The sequence below is a fragment of the Loktanella sp. SALINAS62 genome, assembly GCF_018263905.1.
GTDB lineage: Bacteria > Pseudomonadota > Alphaproteobacteria > Rhodobacterales > Rhodobacteraceae > Loktanella.
In genome coordinates, this window is record NZ_JAAFZU010000001.1 from 233,618 (window position 1) to 248,400 (window position 14,783).

13 protein-coding genes are annotated in these 14,783 nt (G+C 59.7%); 3 read left to right on the forward strand and 10 right to left on the reverse strand.

Annotation, left to right across the window (positions count from 1 at the left end; translation table 11 throughout):
- The first annotated feature begins 215 nt into the window (after nucleotides 1–215).
- Genes GZH79_RS01130 through GZH79_RS01140 form a run of 3 tightly spaced genes read left to right on the forward strand, consistent with a single transcriptional unit; the run spans nucleotide 216 to nucleotide 3,605 of the window.
- Nucleotides 216–1,736: an ATPase domain-containing protein gene (locus GZH79_RS01130; protein WP_211641301.1), complete on the forward strand. Its 1,521-nt coding sequence runs from the start codon at nucleotides 216–218 to the stop codon at nucleotides 1,734–1,736.
- Nucleotides 1,733–3,178 carry an HWE histidine kinase domain-containing protein gene (locus GZH79_RS01135; protein ID WP_211641302.1) on the forward strand — a complete coding sequence of 482 codons (1,446 nt, stop codon included), beginning with the start codon at nucleotides 1,733–1,735 and terminating at the stop codon, nucleotides 3,176–3,178. Before GZH79_RS01130 ends, GZH79_RS01135 begins: the two co-directional genes overlap by 4 nt.
- A 43-nt stretch (nucleotides 3,179–3,221) precedes the next feature.
- Nucleotides 3,222–3,605 carry a response regulator gene (locus tag GZH79_RS01140; RefSeq protein WP_211641303.1) on the forward strand — a complete coding sequence of 128 codons (384 nt, stop codon included), beginning with the start codon at nucleotides 3,222–3,224 and terminating at the stop codon, nucleotides 3,603–3,605.
- Nucleotides 3,606–3,688: 83 nt separating this feature from the next.
- On the opposite strand, the gene GZH79_RS01145 is transcribed toward GZH79_RS01140, so the two are convergent.
- The 10 genes from GZH79_RS01145 to coxB all read right to left on the reverse strand — a co-directional run bounded on the left by GZH79_RS01145 (nucleotide 3,689) and on the right by coxB (nucleotide 14,682).
- Nucleotides 3,689–3,838: a hypothetical protein gene (locus tag GZH79_RS01145; protein WP_211641304.1), complete on the reverse strand. Its 150-nt coding sequence runs from the start codon at nucleotides 3,836–3,838 to the stop codon at nucleotides 3,689–3,691.
- On the reverse strand, nucleotides 3,835–5,097 hold the full coding sequence (locus tag GZH79_RS01150) for a formate dehydrogenase subunit gamma (RefSeq protein ID WP_211641305.1): 1,263 nt from the start codon (nucleotides 5,095–5,097) through the stop codon (nucleotides 3,835–3,837). Before GZH79_RS01150 ends, GZH79_RS01145 begins: the two co-directional genes overlap by 4 nt.
- On the reverse strand, nucleotides 5,097–5,690 hold the full coding sequence (fdh3B, locus tag GZH79_RS01155; RefSeq protein ID WP_211641306.1) for a formate dehydrogenase FDH3 subunit beta: 594 nt from the start codon (nucleotides 5,688–5,690) through the stop codon (nucleotides 5,097–5,099). Before fdh3B ends, GZH79_RS01150 begins: the two co-directional genes overlap by 1 nt.
- Nucleotides 5,687–8,725 (reverse strand): formate dehydrogenase subunit alpha, encoded by a 3,039-nt coding sequence (locus GZH79_RS01160; protein WP_249218931.1) that lies wholly within the window; start codon nucleotides 8,723–8,725, stop codon nucleotides 5,687–5,689. The genes fdh3B and GZH79_RS01160 overlap by 4 nt, the downstream gene beginning before the upstream one ends.
- Nucleotides 8,726–8,834: 109 nt before the next feature.
- Nucleotides 8,835–9,032, reverse strand: coding sequence for a hypothetical protein (locus GZH79_RS01165; RefSeq protein WP_211641307.1), 198 nt, complete (start codon nucleotides 9,030–9,032; stop codon nucleotides 8,835–8,837).
- Nucleotides 9,033–9,073: 41 nt separating this feature from the next.
- A complete protein-coding gene (locus GZH79_RS01170; RefSeq protein ID WP_211641308.1) occupies nucleotides 9,074–10,159 on the reverse strand; it encodes a c-type cytochrome in 1,086 nt (361 codons plus the stop codon).
- Complete coding sequence (locus GZH79_RS01175; RefSeq protein WP_211641309.1) at nucleotides 10,156–10,728, reverse strand: cytochrome c oxidase assembly protein; 573 nt, start codon at nucleotides 10,726–10,728, stop codon at nucleotides 10,156–10,158. Before GZH79_RS01175 ends, GZH79_RS01170 begins: the two co-directional genes overlap by 4 nt.
- On the reverse strand, nucleotides 10,725–11,117 hold the full coding sequence (locus GZH79_RS01180; RefSeq protein ID WP_211641310.1) for a hypothetical protein: 393 nt from the start codon (nucleotides 11,115–11,117) through the stop codon (nucleotides 10,725–10,727). Before GZH79_RS01180 ends, GZH79_RS01175 begins: the two co-directional genes overlap by 4 nt.
- The gene (locus tag GZH79_RS01185) at nucleotides 11,114–13,702 is read right to left on the reverse strand and encodes a cbb3-type cytochrome c oxidase subunit I (RefSeq protein ID WP_211641311.1); all 2,589 of its coding nucleotides are present in this window, start codon (nucleotides 13,700–13,702) and stop codon (nucleotides 11,114–11,116) included. The genes GZH79_RS01180 and GZH79_RS01185 overlap by 4 nt, the downstream gene beginning before the upstream one ends.
- Nucleotides 13,699–14,682 carry a cytochrome c oxidase subunit II gene (gene coxB, locus GZH79_RS01190; RefSeq protein WP_211641312.1) on the reverse strand — a complete coding sequence of 328 codons (984 nt, stop codon included), beginning with the start codon at nucleotides 14,680–14,682 and terminating at the stop codon, nucleotides 13,699–13,701. The genes GZH79_RS01185 and coxB overlap by 4 nt, the downstream gene beginning before the upstream one ends.
- Between the last annotated feature and the right edge of the window lie 101 nt (nucleotides 14,683–14,783).

The window sequence follows — 14,783 nt, forward strand, 5'->3', positions numbered from 1 at the left end:
GATGAAAATTTCTCTAATACGTGACGCGGCAAAATGACTGCAAAATTTCCCGGCCTTTGGCATTGGCGGGAAACCGCGACTGAAATTTCAACTGGTCACGACGCCACGGCGCCATAGATTGACCGTTGGTCGTGGCCGCTGACACGCGTAAAAGATACATTCAAACATGCCCGTCCCGTAGAAGCTGCGACTGGCTTCAAGACGACGGACGTGACATGACTGATACCGATTTGACCGATATTCCCGCGCGCCTGCCCACGGGCACCTTTGGACTGGACGAAGTGCTGCGCGGCGGCCTGACCGCCGAACGCCTGTATCTTGTCGAAGGCACGCCTGGCACCGGCAAGACGACCCTTGCGATGAAATTCCTGATGGATGGCCGCGATGCGGGCGAACGCTGCCTGTATATCACCCTGTCCGAAACAGAGGTGGAGTTGCGCGCCGTCGCGCGGTCGCACGACTGGACGCTGGACGCCATAGACCTGTTCGAACTGGTGGCCGAAGCCGAATTTGGCAGCGAAAACGAACAGTCGCTTTTGCACCCAAGCGACGTTGAACTGGGCGAAACCGTGCGCAGCATCATCGACCTGGTCGAACGCACGGACCCTGCCCGCGTCGTGTTGGACAGCCTGTCGGAACTGCGTCTGCTGGCCCAGGATCCGCTACGCTACCGGCGCCAGATTTTGGCGTTGAAGCAATACTTTTCCCGCAGGCGCTGCACTGTTTTGATGCTGGATGACCGGACCGCCGAACCGGGCGATCTGCAACTGCATTCCATCGCCCACGGTGTCATATCGCTGGAACAGACCGCCAGCGATTTCGGGGCCGAACGGCGCCGCCTCAGGGTCGTGAAAATGCGCGGGCTGAAATATTATGGTGGCTATCATGATTTCACGATCGAACAGGGCGGATTGCAAGTCTATCCACGACTGGTCGCCGCCGATCACAAACGGACATTTCCCAACGCACCCGTCACGACCGGCTTGACCGAACTGGACGCCCTGCTGGGCGATGGGCTGTATCCGGGCACCAACACATTGCTGGCCGGTCCGGCTGGTGTGGGCAAGACAACGACAGCCATCCGCTGCATGATCGCGGCGCTGCGACGCGGGCAAAAGGCCGCGTTCTTTTTGTTCGATGAACGTCTGTCCACCCTGATGACCAGGTCCCGTGCGCTGGACATGGACCTGCAACCATTCATCGACGATGGTCTACTGGAAATCCGCCAGATCGACCCCGCTGAATTGTCACCCGGTCAATTCGCCAGTGCCGTACGCACGGCGGTCGAGCGTGACAACGTCGGCGTTGTGGTCATCGACAGTCTGAACGCCTATCTTCAGGCCATGCCAAGCGACAATTTCCTCGTTCTGCAAATGCACGAACTGCTCAGCTATCTTGCCCAGCAGGGCGTCCTGTCCCTGATGATTCTTGGTCAGCATGGCATCACAGGTCAGCTTAAATCGGATATAGATGTCAGTTATCTGGCCGATACGGTGATGCTGCTGCGCTTTTTCGAAGCCCGCGGCGAAATGCGCAAATCCATCGCCGTCGTCAAGACGCGGACATCCGACCATGAACGCAGCATTCGGGAATTCAGAATAGACGCGTCGGGGCTGATCGTGGGACAGCCGATCCGAAACTTCAGCGGGATACTGTCGGGTCATCCGAAATTTCATGCGACGGACGACGACCTTTTGCATACCGACGGCACCGGCGGATCGGGCGTCTTAACATGACCTTCGGGTCCGATATCTTAACCCGCGTCGACCCCCAAAGCGCTGTGGCGGTGCTTGCCCCCCGTGGCCGGGACGGCGCTGTGGCAGAACGACTACTGACCGACGCCGGCATCGCCGTGATCGTCACCACGACCATTGATGCGCTGGTTGATCTGATCCATGCGCAGATCGCTGCCGTGCTTGTCACCGAAGAAGCGCTGGATGCAGACAAAACCGACACGCTGAAAGACGCGCTGTCGCTGCAACCGACATGGTCCGATATTCCGTTTGTCGTGCTGTCAAATGGCGGCACCCACCACAGAACCGATAATGCGATGCAGCGTATGGATGCGCTGCAAAACGCTGTCCTGCTGTCGCGCCCGTTGCATGCGGATGAACTGATCCGTTCTGTCCGGTCCGCCCTGACCGCGCGTGAACGTCAGCACCATGCACGCCGTCTGCTGGAAGAATTGCAGTTGCGCCAGCGCCAGCTCGAAGAAAGCGAGGCCAAATTCCACGCCATCGCTGATTCCGTGGACCAGATGATCTGGACGACGCTTCCGGACGGTTTTCACGATTATTATAATCAGCGCTGGTACCAGTTCACCGGCGTTCCCGAAGGATCGACCGATGGGGAAGCCTGGAACGATATGTTTCACCCTGATGATCAGGATCGTGCGTGGGGAACATGGCGGCACAGCCTGCAAACCGGCGAATCCTATGAAATAGAATACAGGTTGAAACATCATAGCGGTGGATATCGCTGGGTGCTGGGCCGGGCCCAACCGCTGCGCGATGCCACAGGCCAGATTCAACGCTGGTACGGAAGCTGCACCGATATCCACGACATCAAGCTTGCTCAGGAACAACGCCAACTGCTGCTGGCTGAAATGAACCATAGGGTCAAAAATACGCTAGCAATGGTGCATGCGATGGTATCGCAAACGCTGCGGCAATCCGACAATCTGATCGATGCGCGCGCGTCGATCCAGTCACGGATCAGCATGATGGCGCAGGCGCACGACCGATTGGTCCACACGACTTGGACCGAAACCCGGATCATGGACGTGACCAATGCCGCGCTGATTCCGCACCGAATGAACGATGACCGTTTTACCATCGATGGCCCCGACCTGCCGATCGGATCAAAGCAGGCGCTTGCGCTGACCATGGCGCTGCACGAATTGGCAACGAATGCGACGAAATACGGTTCACTTTCACAGGTTGATGGTCAGGTAAGGATCACATGGTATACCGACAACACACCGCTTGAACCGAACTTCAACTTTGTCTGGCAGGAAACCGGCGGACCAGCAGTCGAAAAACCAATGCGTCGGGGGTTCGGTAGCCGGATGATCGAACAGGCGCTGGCCGGATATTTTTCCGGAAACGTGGAACTGGACTATGATCGAAGTGGTTTGTGTTTCAAGCTAATCGCACCCTTAATGGGGCTTCAGGCGTGAAGTACGACTTTCACGCAAACAGGACACCGGGATTAAAGCGGGCATGACACTTGCATCCAAAGCGCTTCCAGCCATCCTTGTCGTTGAGGACGAGCCGCTGATCCGAATGGAAGCCGTCGACATGATCGAAGACGCAGGGTTCAAGGTATATGACGCGGCTTCTGCCGATGCTGCCATTTTGATGATGGAACAATACGACGATATCGGGATTCTGTTTACCGACATCGACATGCCCGGTTCGATGGACGGCATTAAACTGGCCACCTATGTCCGGGACCGCTGGCCGCCCGTGGCTATTGTCATCGCATCCGGCAAGATCGACTATGACCGTATGTTGGCCCCGCTAGATTCTACATTTTTCCCAAAACCGTATCCCACCGGCCAAATCGTCAAGACCCTAAAGGATATCGCCAGTCGCCTGACCTGACGCATGACGTCGTCCGGTGACCGCCGTGCGCCAGGGGATGCTGCGCGCACGATGACAGCCATGACAAGATTGATACGATTGCGTCACTCGACGGCGAAATTTTCGGTTTCGTAGACGATGATGGTCGGCGGTGAGTAGCGTTCCGCCATTGTCAGCGTTCCGGCCTGCATCGCCAGATAGGTCAGGCCGGACAGGATGACAGCGCCCAGCGTGCCGATGACAAAGCCCTTCATGTGCCGTCCCTTTCGTGCGTTTCGATACGTTCCAGCCAGATCGAATGGTGCTGTTCGGCCCAGTTCCGATCCACACGACCCGACCACATCGCCCAGAACGCGCCTTCCATCCCGACCGTGCCGATGTAGACGTGACCAATAAACACCGAAATCAGCAGCAGCCCCACGATGGCGTGGATCAGCATTGCCCAGCTTAGGGTGCCCAGATCGGCCCAGACGTAGGGGAACATCAGCGTGACGCCCGTCACGACCATCAACCCGCCACCCAGCACGGCTGACCAGAAAATCGCTTTTTGCCCCGCGTTGAATTTCTTGGCGGGCGGATGTGGGCCTTCATCCGACAACATGCCGCCGCCTTTGCGTATCCAGTTCAGGTCAATTTTCGACGGAAGGTTTCCGGGCGCCCACATCACGGCCATCGCCACAACGCCCAAGGCGAACGGCGGAAAGAACATCATGTGACCCCATGTCGAAATCCAGCCGACAGCGCCCAGCACGTCCTCTCCGAACGGGAGGAACAAGGTTTTGCCGACAGCCAGAACAATCCCGGTCAGGGCCAGCCCGATAAAGCTGACAGAGGTCATCCAATGCGTGATCCGTTCAAACAGGGTGAACCGTTTGACGGTGCGCGGGCTGCGCCCCTTGGCGATGGGCACCCGGCCCCTGACCGCCAGAAACAAGGCAAGGATAAACCCCATCCCAAGGATCGCCAGCGTGCCCAGATGGGTGGCAATATCTGCGATACCCAGCCGCCAGTCGCGTGCGAAGGGACGTTCGAACAATTCCGCGTTCGGATAAGGCAAAGACGAAATACCGATGATGCGCTGCCCTTCGCGCAGCATCGCGCCGGTATCATCATCAAAGATCGCCCAAGATTCCGTGAATTTTTCACCGTCGTCCATCGGGCTGTTGGTCATCATCGTATCTGGCACGACACCGTAATCGGGACGGTTCTGTTCCGGTGACGGCCCCGTCTGATAGCGTTCGGCCTGAAACGTCGTGCGGTCGGTCAGGATTGTGCCCGTCAACAGGCTGCTGGCCGTGTCCTGAATTCCAATGTCTTCGCCATTGTAAGTCGTCACACCCCACCGCACTTCGGGAACCGTGCGGGCATCACCATCAAAGATTTCAAACACCTGCCAAGCCAGGGCCAGCGCCAAAATCAATGCAACGATTGCAGCACCGATCCGATAGGCTTTGAAATCGCGCCCATGATGAGAGACGGCATCATGCTTTTGCGGGCCTGCGTGATCGGTCATCAGCTTTGCTCCGGGTAGTATGCGGTTTTCCAGCCCCATGCACCGGACCCGAACCCGCGCGCGACAACGCGCTCTCGGTAGATTTCCGCGACGACGTCGCCGTCACCGGCCAGCAGGGCACGAGTTGAACAGACTTCTGCGCAGATTGGCAATTTGCCTTCTGCGATCCGGTTGGCGCCGTATTTGCTATATTCCGCCTCTGACCCGTTTTCTTCGGGGCCGCCGGCGCAATAGGTGCATTTGTCCATGATGCCACGGGTGCCGAACTGGGTCGCACGCGGGAACTGCGGCGCGCCAAACGGACAGGCATAAAAACAATAGCCGCAGCCGATACAGGTGTCTTTGTCATGCAGCACCACCCCGATGTCGGTCTGATACAGCGTGCTGACGGGACAGACCGCCACGCAGGGGGCATCAGTGCAATGCATGCAGGAAATCGCGATGGATTTTTCGCCCGGTTCACCGTCATTGATGGTCACGACACGCCGTCGCACCATACCCCAAGGCACATCGTGTTCATTCTTGCACGACGTCGCGCAGGCGTTGCATTCGATACAGCGGTCCGTATCGCAGAGAAATTTCAGTCGCGTCATACAGCCTCGATCCGGCAAAGTGTTGCCTTGGTTTCTTGCATCTGCGTTTCAATGTCATAGCCATAGGTCTGGATCGTGTTTGCAGCCTCGCCGATGACATAAGGTGCGGTGCCTTCGGGATAGACCCCTGTCAGATCTTCGCCCATCCAGCGCCCGGCAAAGTGGAACGGCAGGAACACCGTGCCTGGCCCGACGCGGCGCGTGACCAGCGCCTTGACCTTGATCCGCCCGTCCGGCGACACGACCCAGCAGTCGTTGCCGTCGCTCACACCCGCCGTGGCGGCATCGGCGGGATTCATTTCGACGAACATTTCCTGCTGGAATTCGGCCAGCCATTTATTCGACCGGGTTTCGTCGCCACCGCCTTCGTATTCGACCAACCGGCCAGAGGTCAGGACGATGGGAAATTCGGCGGCGTAGTCCACCGCCTGAATGGATTCGTACAACACCGGCAACCGCCATTTTCGACGGTCTTCAAACGTCTTGTACTGCGGCAGCAGATCGCGCCGCGATGTCAGCAGCGGCTCTCGGTGTTGCGGGATCGGGTCCACAAAGGTCCAGACCACGGTCCGTGCCTTGCCGTTGCCATAGGGGGCAAGACCGTGCTTGATCATGACCCGCTGGATACCGCCCGACAGGTCGGTTTTCCAGTTCACGCGCTGCACCATGTCGCGCAGCGTGGCATTGTCGGGTGGATTGTTTTGGGGATTGTCGGCCAGATAGCCTTCGATCGCGGTGATCGCATTTGCACTGTAGTCGGCAAACAGATCCAGGATTGATTTCTGCTCGTCTCCCAGCGTCGCGTCGTTCGCACCGCCCCAGCTTTCGTCGATTTCCCCGTTGGTATCGTTCCCGGCTTGTTGGCGCAGCGATGACAGCGACAGCTGGTCCATGGCTGTTTGCGCTTCATCTTCGGACATGCTCAGCATGTCGTGGCGGAACCGGTCTACCCCCACAGCGATGATGATCAGGCGTTCCTTGGCCGTCAGGTCTTGCGTCCAGCCCAGCGCGTCCAGCATCCCCAGCGTCCCTTCGGGGTAGCCGTCCTGAATTTCGCTATCGGCGGTAAAACTGTCTTCGGCCAGCAGGTTCTGGCCTTCGTGTTCCACGCCCCAGCGGGCACGGAACGGCAACCCGCCCTGTGCGACGGATTTGGACGTATCATACAGCAGCGGCGATCCGGGGTGCCCGTCCTGCGGATTGCCCCATGCCGGCCAGGGCAGGCAGTAGTATTCGCCGATGACCGGTTCCTCACGCCCTTCCAGGGTGACGGAATCGAACTTGTCCTGATGTTCCATATGGCGTTTCAGGCGTTCAGGGCTTTGCCCGGTGTAGCCGATCGTCCACGTGCCTTTGTTGATTTCGCGCAGCATGTCCTCTGCGATGGGTTCGTCGTTGACGACATTGATGTGTTTGAACAATTCGTCCGCAAACCCGAACGCGCGTGCGAAAAGATAGGTAATTTCATAGTCGGATTTGGATTCGAACAGGGGGTCGAACACCTTGTCGCGCCACTGCACGGACCGGCTGGAATTGGTCACTGACCCGTGAATCTCTGCCGTCGTGGCAGCGGGCAACAGATACACGTTGTCCCGCTTTTCCGACATGATCGCGACCTGCGTGGGGTGCGGGTCGATTACGCACAGCACATCGACCGCGTCCATCGCCGCGCGCTGTTCCGGACCGCGTGTGATGGAATTCGCTGCATGCCCCCAGAACATCATCGCCTTGACCGGGTTGGGCTGGTCAAGGTTTTCTTCGGGTTCCAGAATGGCATCCATGTAGCGCGACAGCGGCATGCCGGGACGTTCCATCAGCTCTTTGGATTCGAACCTGTCCATCATCCATTGATAATCGACGTCCCAGACCCGGCACCAATGTTTCCAGGCACCTTCGTCCAGCCCATAATAGGCAGGCAGTGAATCGCACGACACACCCATATCGGTGGCACCCTGCACATTGTCGTGCCCACGAAAGATGTTGGCCCCACCGCCGGATTTGCCGATATTTCCCAGCACAAGCTGCAGGATCGATGCGGCCCGCGTTTTGGAACTGCCGACGGTGGACTGCGTCAGACCCATGCACCAGATCAGCGTGCCGGGCCGGTGTTCGGCCAACGTCCGCGCGACGCGGGCGGTCTGTTCCTGCGGGATGCCAGAGACGCGCTCGACCTCTGCCAGCGTCCATTTATCCGCTTCTTCCCGGATCTGGTCGATGCCCCAGACCCGCTGGCGCAGGTATTCGGTATCTTCCCAACCGTGGGCAAAAATCTCTCGGACAAGGCCCCACATGAAACCGATATCGGCACCGGGACGGATGCGGACATATTCGTCGGCATGGGCCGCCGTGCGCGTGAAACGGGGATCGACGACAATCATCTTGGCCCCGTTTTCGTGGCCTTTCAGCACATGCAGCATCGACACCGGATGCGCCTCTGCGGGATTGCCGCCGATGATCAGGATGGATTTGGAATTGCGGATATCATTGAACGTATTGGTCATCGCGCCGTAACCAAAGGTATTGGCTACCCCTGCAACGGTCGTCGAATGGCAAATCCGCGCTTGGTGATCGACGTTGTTGGTGCCCCAGAACGCCGCGAATTTGCGAAACAGATAGGATTGCTCGTTCGAATATTTAGCCGACCCAAGCCAATACACGCTGTCGGGCCCGAATTCATCGCGGATCGTCACCAGCTTTTCGCCCAGCTCGGACATCGCCTGATCCCAGCTGATACGCTGCCATTCGCCATCGACCTTTTTCATCGGGTATTTCAGGCGGCGTTCCCCGATGGAAATTTCGCGCATGGCCGCACCTTTGGCGCAGTGCGTGCCTTGGTTGATGGGGGATTCAAATGCCGGTTCCTGCCCGGTCCAGACCCCGTTTTGCACCTCTGCCCACATAGAACAGCCGACTGAACAGAACTGACAGATCGTTTTGTGATAGCTGATGTCTGGCGGTACGATATCGGTCTGCGCCGCTGCGCGCTGCACTTGACCCGCACTGCCCCCGACCGCCCCAAATGCCAGACCCATCATCCCTGAATTGCGTAAGAAATCGCGACGGGTCTGCCCCTTGCGTTGGGCGGCGGGTGCGGCGGTAATCGTGGCAGAGCGGCGTCGTAGCATCAGAATATCCTAGCGGGGATCAGCGGCGGGCAAGGCGATAGTATTCGGCAACCCGGTCGGTCGTGGTGAATCGGGGTTGGCGCGGGTCGGCGGGCTGGTCGGACGTCTGTGCATCGCCACCAGCGGCCTGTGCCTGCGTCCCAAAACTTAACGCAGCGGATGCAAGCGGGACACCGGCCAGCAAGCGGCGACGGGTCAGATCGGGACGGTCAGTCATGCAAGTCACCTGACGTTTTTGGAACAATCGTCTTTGGCGCCCTAACCGTCTTCTGACGAATTGGGTTCCGGGTTCATGGCAGGTTGTGCCGAAAACCAGGCGGAAAGTGCCTTTATCTTGTCTTCGGTTAACTGATGCGCTGCCTTCTGCATCAATTCTGCGCGTGGTCCGCCGCCGCGTTCGCCGTCGCGCCACAGCGTCAATTGTTGTTCAAGGTAGATCCGGCTTTGCCCCGCCAAACGCGGAAAATCCGCAGACTGCGGACCGGCTTTCGGGCCGTGGCACGACGTGCAGGCTGGCACATCACGCGTACCGGCGGACGCCAGCCGCGCGCCATATGCCATCAATTCTGCATCCGCAGGCGACGACATGGCAGAGGGGACGACCGGTTGACGGCTGTACCACTCCGCCAGTTCCATCAGGGCTGCCGGGCTGACCCGGCTGGCCGCGACATGCATGATGCCGCTGTCGCGGGTCTGGTTGACATAGGATTGCAGCGCCTGTTCCAGATACCGCCGTGGCTGGATGTCAAGACGCGGGATTTGCGGGTTGGTGCTGAACCCCGTCACACCGTGACACATGGCGCAATACGCCAGATCATCGGGCGCATCGTCGGATATACGCGGACGGGCGGTCAATGCGTCATACTCTGCCTGTGTCATGTCGGGCACCTGCGCCAGAAATGCCACCACGGGCCAGACGTCGTCGGTCCGGTCTGCGGGCCAATGCGGCATCCCGGACATTTTGACGCCTTCGTCCACGATCCAGTACAGCTCGTTCACGTTCCAGCCCGCTACCGCCGTCTGGATATGTGGCGGCTTTGGCACCATCGCCGTTGGCACGGCCCAGCGATCCTGCCCCGGTGCCGCATGGCAGACGCGGCAGCCCCCATCGAAATGCCTGGCACCCAATGCGACCATGCCGTCCGCGTCCAAATCGGGGACATCGGCCATCGCAGGCGCACGGAACTGAACCGAATTGACGTACGCCGTATGCAGCAGCCACGTCACGCCCGGAAAATGCCCGGCGCGCGCGGACACATTATACAGACCGCCGAACACAATCGCTGCCCCGGTGATGATCCCCACGGCGGCCATCGCGGCCAAGGTCTGGATCACGCGTTTCATGGGATTTGTTCCTTATCCAATGCCAGCGTTCCACTGACCAGCCACAGCCCCGCAACCAGATAGATCGGCGTGCCAATCGCCAGCATCAGCATGCCGCCCAACTGTTGTTCGGCCAGCGCGCCGTCAGCCATCTCGCCCATGCGATACAGCGGGCGCGGTGCAAGGGTTAGCAGCGCGCCCAGCAGGGTCATATGCATCGATGTCAGCAAAAGCCCCCCGGCCCCGGCCAGACCGCCGGTCCGCAGACACCCCGCCCAAACGCACAGGCCAACGATCAGAAATACCCCCTGTTCCACCACAAAGGCTGTCGAACTATGCATCGCGGCTTGATGCATGGCAGGCAGGTGAAACCCCCAGACCACGACGAATTCCAGCACCGCCGCCAGCAACGGCGACACAGCAAAGATGCTGGTCCACGTCGGAAATCCCAATACCAGCAACGGGGCGGCCACGGCGACCAGCCCCATGTGACGCACCATATGGGCCGGGAACATGCCGACCCACGCGCCCCAGGGCGGCGCCCAGATCAGCAGCAATACGGCCAAACCCAGAACACCTGCGATTTTCATTGGCATGTTCCGAACATCAGGATCGGCAGGATCATGAGGACAACACCGATGGCGGACACGACCGACAGCAGAACGGAGACCTGCCCCAGAAACCGGTTGCGGCTTTCGTCGGTGTCGATGCCCGGCTCTGTCCCGGCCCGTTTGCCACCACCTGCGGACCAGTTGCGCCAACCGATGATTCCCGTTGCCGCGATCCCGGCAAGTGCGGCAATAGTCAGCGCAATCAGCGCCAGCTGCAGGGTGCCGATATCACCGTTGGTCGTCAGCTTTTCGCACCAGATGGCCGCCGCACCGTAGCTGATCACAAAGTGAAACGCCCAAATCCAAGGGCCGATCGTGATTTTCATCAGCAGGCCAACGCCGGTCCCGAATTCATTGTGCGTGCTCATGTCATCCACCCCGGCAACAGACCGATCACGGTGCAGGTCACAAGTGCCTGCAACCCGATGAAATGCCACAGCAGCGAAACATTGTTCACGTCCGCATCGTAAAGCGGCGTCATCCGTCCGGCCAGACTACGCGCCAGACAATAGCCCTGCCCGATCGCCCCCAGCAGCAGATGGGCGCACAACCAGACCGCCAGAACGCAGATCATCGCAGGATAGACATGCGTCGTTGGTTGCAGGTCGGCCACGGCAAGATAGACCGCGCTGCCACCCAGTGCCGTCAGGCAAATGCCTGTCGCCAACAGCGCCTGCGCCGACCGGACGTATCCTTTGCGGTTGATATCGCGGGCAAACCGCGTTGCGGCCCATGACAGCACCAGCAACACCGCCGCCGCGCCCGTTGCAAGGCCGTCCGCGTGGCTGGCGCCTTGGGGCGGAAAGGCAGAACTGGCCGTCCAGTAAAAGAAGAAACCGAAAATCAGGCTGGCGAACGCGGTCGCATCGCCCAGCATCGTGATCCAGACCGCCCACCACCCCGGCGCATCCGGGCCAGAGGCATAGCGCGGCAAAGTCAGACCCAGCCCCACGTCGCTTGTCGGTTCTTCCGGAATCTGCGCGGTCACCGTCCACAGCCAGTACAACACACAAACGATGGCAAAGGCCGCACAGATGATCGCGGGTGGATACCAATGGAACGTGGGGAAAATGAACGCGCCGCCCGTGAACCCTGCCGCCATCAGGGTGATCCACGCAGGCCCGGTCACCCGCTGGATATGTAGTGGCCGGGCGTCCAGCACCGAGGTCACAAGCGTTTCGCGGTGGCCGAATTTTGTATCGCTTAGATAATAGCGGCCGCTGTGCATCCGTTCGACCAGTTTCGGCTGATCCCACAGGGGATACCGCGTCGTGATATAGGGGATGCTGCGCACGCCCCATTGTTCTTCTGGCACATTATGGGACCATTCCAGCGTGCCCGCATTCCACGGATTGCGCTGATCGCCTGTGAAATCGCGTTTTGGCCGCAGCAGATCCCAGACGAACACCGCAAAGCCCGCCGCGATGACGAAACTGGCGGCGGTCGACAGCATGTTCAGCCAACCCCAGTCCACACCTTCACCGTAGGTATAGACCCGGCGCGGCATCCCGATCAGTCCGGTGTAATGCATCGGCAGGAACGCCGCGTTGAAGCCCACAAAGATCAGCCAGAACGCCCAGCGACCCAGCGTTTCGGACATCATCTTGCCCTTGCGGAAGAAAGGATAGAAATAATAAACCCCCGCCATCAGCGGAAATACCATCCCGCCAAACAGGGTGTAGTGCAGGTGTGCGACGATGAAATAGGTGTCGTGCACCGCCCAGTTGAACGGCGCAATCGCCAGCATGACGCCCGTCAGCCCGCCAAGGACAAAAATCGCAAGCGCGCCCGCGATCCACAGCATCGGTAGCGATTTTTTGACCTTGCCCACCATCAGCGTGGCGGCAAAGACGAAAATCTGGATTCCCGTGGGGATCACCACCGCCTCTGACGCGGCGGAAAAGAACCCGATGCTGATATTGGGCAACCCGGTCGTGAACATGTGGTGAACCCACAACCCGAACGACAGGAATCCGACACCCACAGCCGACAAAACGATCCAGGAATAGCCCACGATGGGGCGCTGTGCGACGGTCGGGATCACCATCGCGGCGATTGCGATGGACGGCAGAAACACGATGTAGACCTCTGGGTGACCGAAAATCCAGAACAGGTGCTGCCACAGCATCGGGTCGCCGCCGCGTGTCGGATCAAAGAACGGCCAGTCAAAAGACCGTTCCATTTCGAACAGGAAATCGCCTGCGATCAGCGGGGGAAAGGCGAACAGGATCATCCCGCCCACGACCAGCACATACCACGCATAAAGCGGCATAAGGTTGACCCGCATCCCCGGCGGGCGGCATTTCAACACGCCGACGATCAGTTCGACAGCCGCCGCGATGGATGCCACCTCGATAAATGACAGGCCCAGCAGCCAGATGTCTGCACCGATACCCATGTCCTGCGTCGTCAGCGGCGGATACATGAACCAGCCGCCGCGCGGGGCCACATCGAACAACACCGATCCCAGCACGAAAATGCCGCCGATCACGAAACACCAGAACCCATACGCCGACAGACGCGGAAACGGCATGTCCCGCGCGCCAAGGAAGGCTGGCAACAAAAAGATACTGATCGCCTCGAACATCGGGACGGCGAACAGGAACATCATCGCGGACCCGTGCATCGTAAAGAACTGGTTGTAGCGGTCCGCGTCCAGAAACGTGTTGTCCGGCACCGCCAGTTGCACCCGCATCAGCAGCGCCAGCACCCCCGCGCACAGCATGAAAAACATGGCCGTCAGCGCATACCACTTGCCCACCAGGTCATTGTTGACCGCGGTGAAATGGGTAAAGCCCTTTGGCTCCTGCCACGCCTTGCGCATCCGCGCCGTGCTGGCTGCCTGTGCATCGGGATCAACAGGTTCTGCCAGCATCGCCTCTGTCGGGGGGTACGTCCCGTTCGGTTCCGGGCGGTTGGTGCCGGAAAAGCGTGCAAAAGGATCATCAGTCATTTCAGGCCCTGCAGGTAAGTGGCAAGCGCCATCAGATCGTCATCGGGCAACGTGTCGTAGGCGGGCATGTCGACCTCTGGCTTGATGTCGTCCGTGTGGTAGATCCATGCGCTAAAATTCTCGATGGTCGGTGCAAGTATCCCCGCCCCGATACTGGCGCGGGCGCCGACATGCGTCAGGTCCGGCCCAACCTGCCCCACCGCCGCCGTGCCGCGCACCGTATGGCATGCACCGCAGCCCTGTTCCTGAAACACCACGGCACCGCGTTGTGCTGTGTCACCTGTGGGCGCGACGGCAGGGGCGGCTTCGCGCGCCAGCCATGCGTCGAAATCATCGGGGGCCAACGCAACCACTTCGAACGCCATCAATGCATGCGATGCACCGCAGAATTCCGCGCATTGGCCCCGGTAGCTGCCGGGTTCGGTGGCGTGCAGGGACATCATCGTTTCACGCCCGGGAAACATATCCATCTTGCCACCCAATGCAGGAATCCAGAACGAATGAATAACCTCGGCGCTACTCAGCGTGAATTCGGTGCGTTGGCCGGTGGGCAGTCGAATTTCATTGGCGGACACGATGGGCGCGTCCGCGCCTTTGGGCCAATAGTTGACGCGCCACCACCATTGTTCGCCCACAACCTCGATCCGCAGGCCATCGCCGGGCGCGCGCTGGTCCGGCATGATCGAAAGCCCCCACGCCAGCAACGCCGCGATCACCACCGTCGGAAACACGATCCCGCCGCCGATGATCAGCTTCTGGGCATGTGATTCATCGTATTTGCGCGGGCTGAGTTTATGAAAGAACAGCATCATGCCGTTCACCAGCAGCCAGACGACGACCAGACCTCCCAGCATCACCCAGAACATGGTCAGCAAAACAGCCGCGTCACTGCCGGCCGTATCCAGAATGGATTGCCGCCCGCTGCATCCCTGCAAGGTGAGGGCTCCGGCCAAAAGCAAAAGCGACGACCTGACTGACATAGATAAAGCTCTTTGTCCGGGACCCACCCGCACGCGGGCCGGCGATGGATCAAGGGTAGGTCACAGTTTCGTCAGGTCTAGGTCAGCGCGGCAGTTTCGCG

Bases quoted from the DNA above. Each gene is read 5' to 3' on its own strand.
- GZH79_RS01175 (WP_211641309.1), bottom strand. From the start codon at position 10,728: ATGAAAATCGCAGGTGTTCTGGGTTTGGCCGTATTGCTGCTGATCTGG.
- GZH79_RS01135 (WP_211641302.1), top strand. From the start codon at position 1,733: ATGACCTTCGGGTCCGATATCTTAACCCGCGTCGACCCCCAAAGCGCT.
- GZH79_RS01185 (WP_211641311.1), bottom strand. From the start codon at position 13,702: ATGACTGATGATCCTTTTGCACGCTTTTCCGGCACCAACCGCCCGGAA.
- GZH79_RS01165 (WP_211641307.1), bottom strand. From the start codon at position 9,032: ATGACTGACCGTCCCGATCTGACCCGTCGCCGCTTGCTGGCCGGTGTC.
- GZH79_RS01145 (WP_211641304.1), bottom strand. From the start codon at position 3,838: ATGAAGGGCTTTGTCATCGGCACGCTGGGCGCTGTCATCCTGTCCGGC.
- GZH79_RS01130 (WP_211641301.1), top strand. From the start codon at position 216: ATGACTGATACCGATTTGACCGATATTCCCGCGCGCCTGCCCACGGGC.
- GZH79_RS01160 (WP_249218931.1), bottom strand. From the start codon at position 8,725: ATGATGGGTCTGGCATTTGGGGCGGTCGGGGGCAGTGCGGGTCAAGTG.
- fdh3B (WP_211641306.1), bottom strand. From the start codon at position 5,690: ATGACGCGACTGAAATTTCTCTGCGATACGGACCGCTGTATCGAATGC.
- GZH79_RS01150 (WP_211641305.1), bottom strand. From the start codon at position 5,097: ATGACCGATCACGCAGGCCCGCAAAAGCATGATGCCGTCTCTCATCAT.
- GZH79_RS01170 (WP_211641308.1), bottom strand. From the start codon at position 10,159: ATGAAACGCGTGATCCAGACCTTGGCCGCGATGGCCGCCGTGGGGATC.
- GZH79_RS01140 (WP_211641303.1), top strand. From the start codon at position 3,222: ATGACACTTGCATCCAAAGCGCTTCCAGCCATCCTTGTCGTTGAGGAC.
- GZH79_RS01180 (WP_211641310.1), bottom strand. From the start codon at position 11,117: ATGAGCACGCACAATGAATTCGGGACCGGCGTTGGCCTGCTGATGAAA.
- coxB (WP_211641312.1), bottom strand. From the start codon at position 14,682: ATGTCAGTCAGGTCGTCGCTTTTGCTTTTGGCCGGAGCCCTCACCTTG.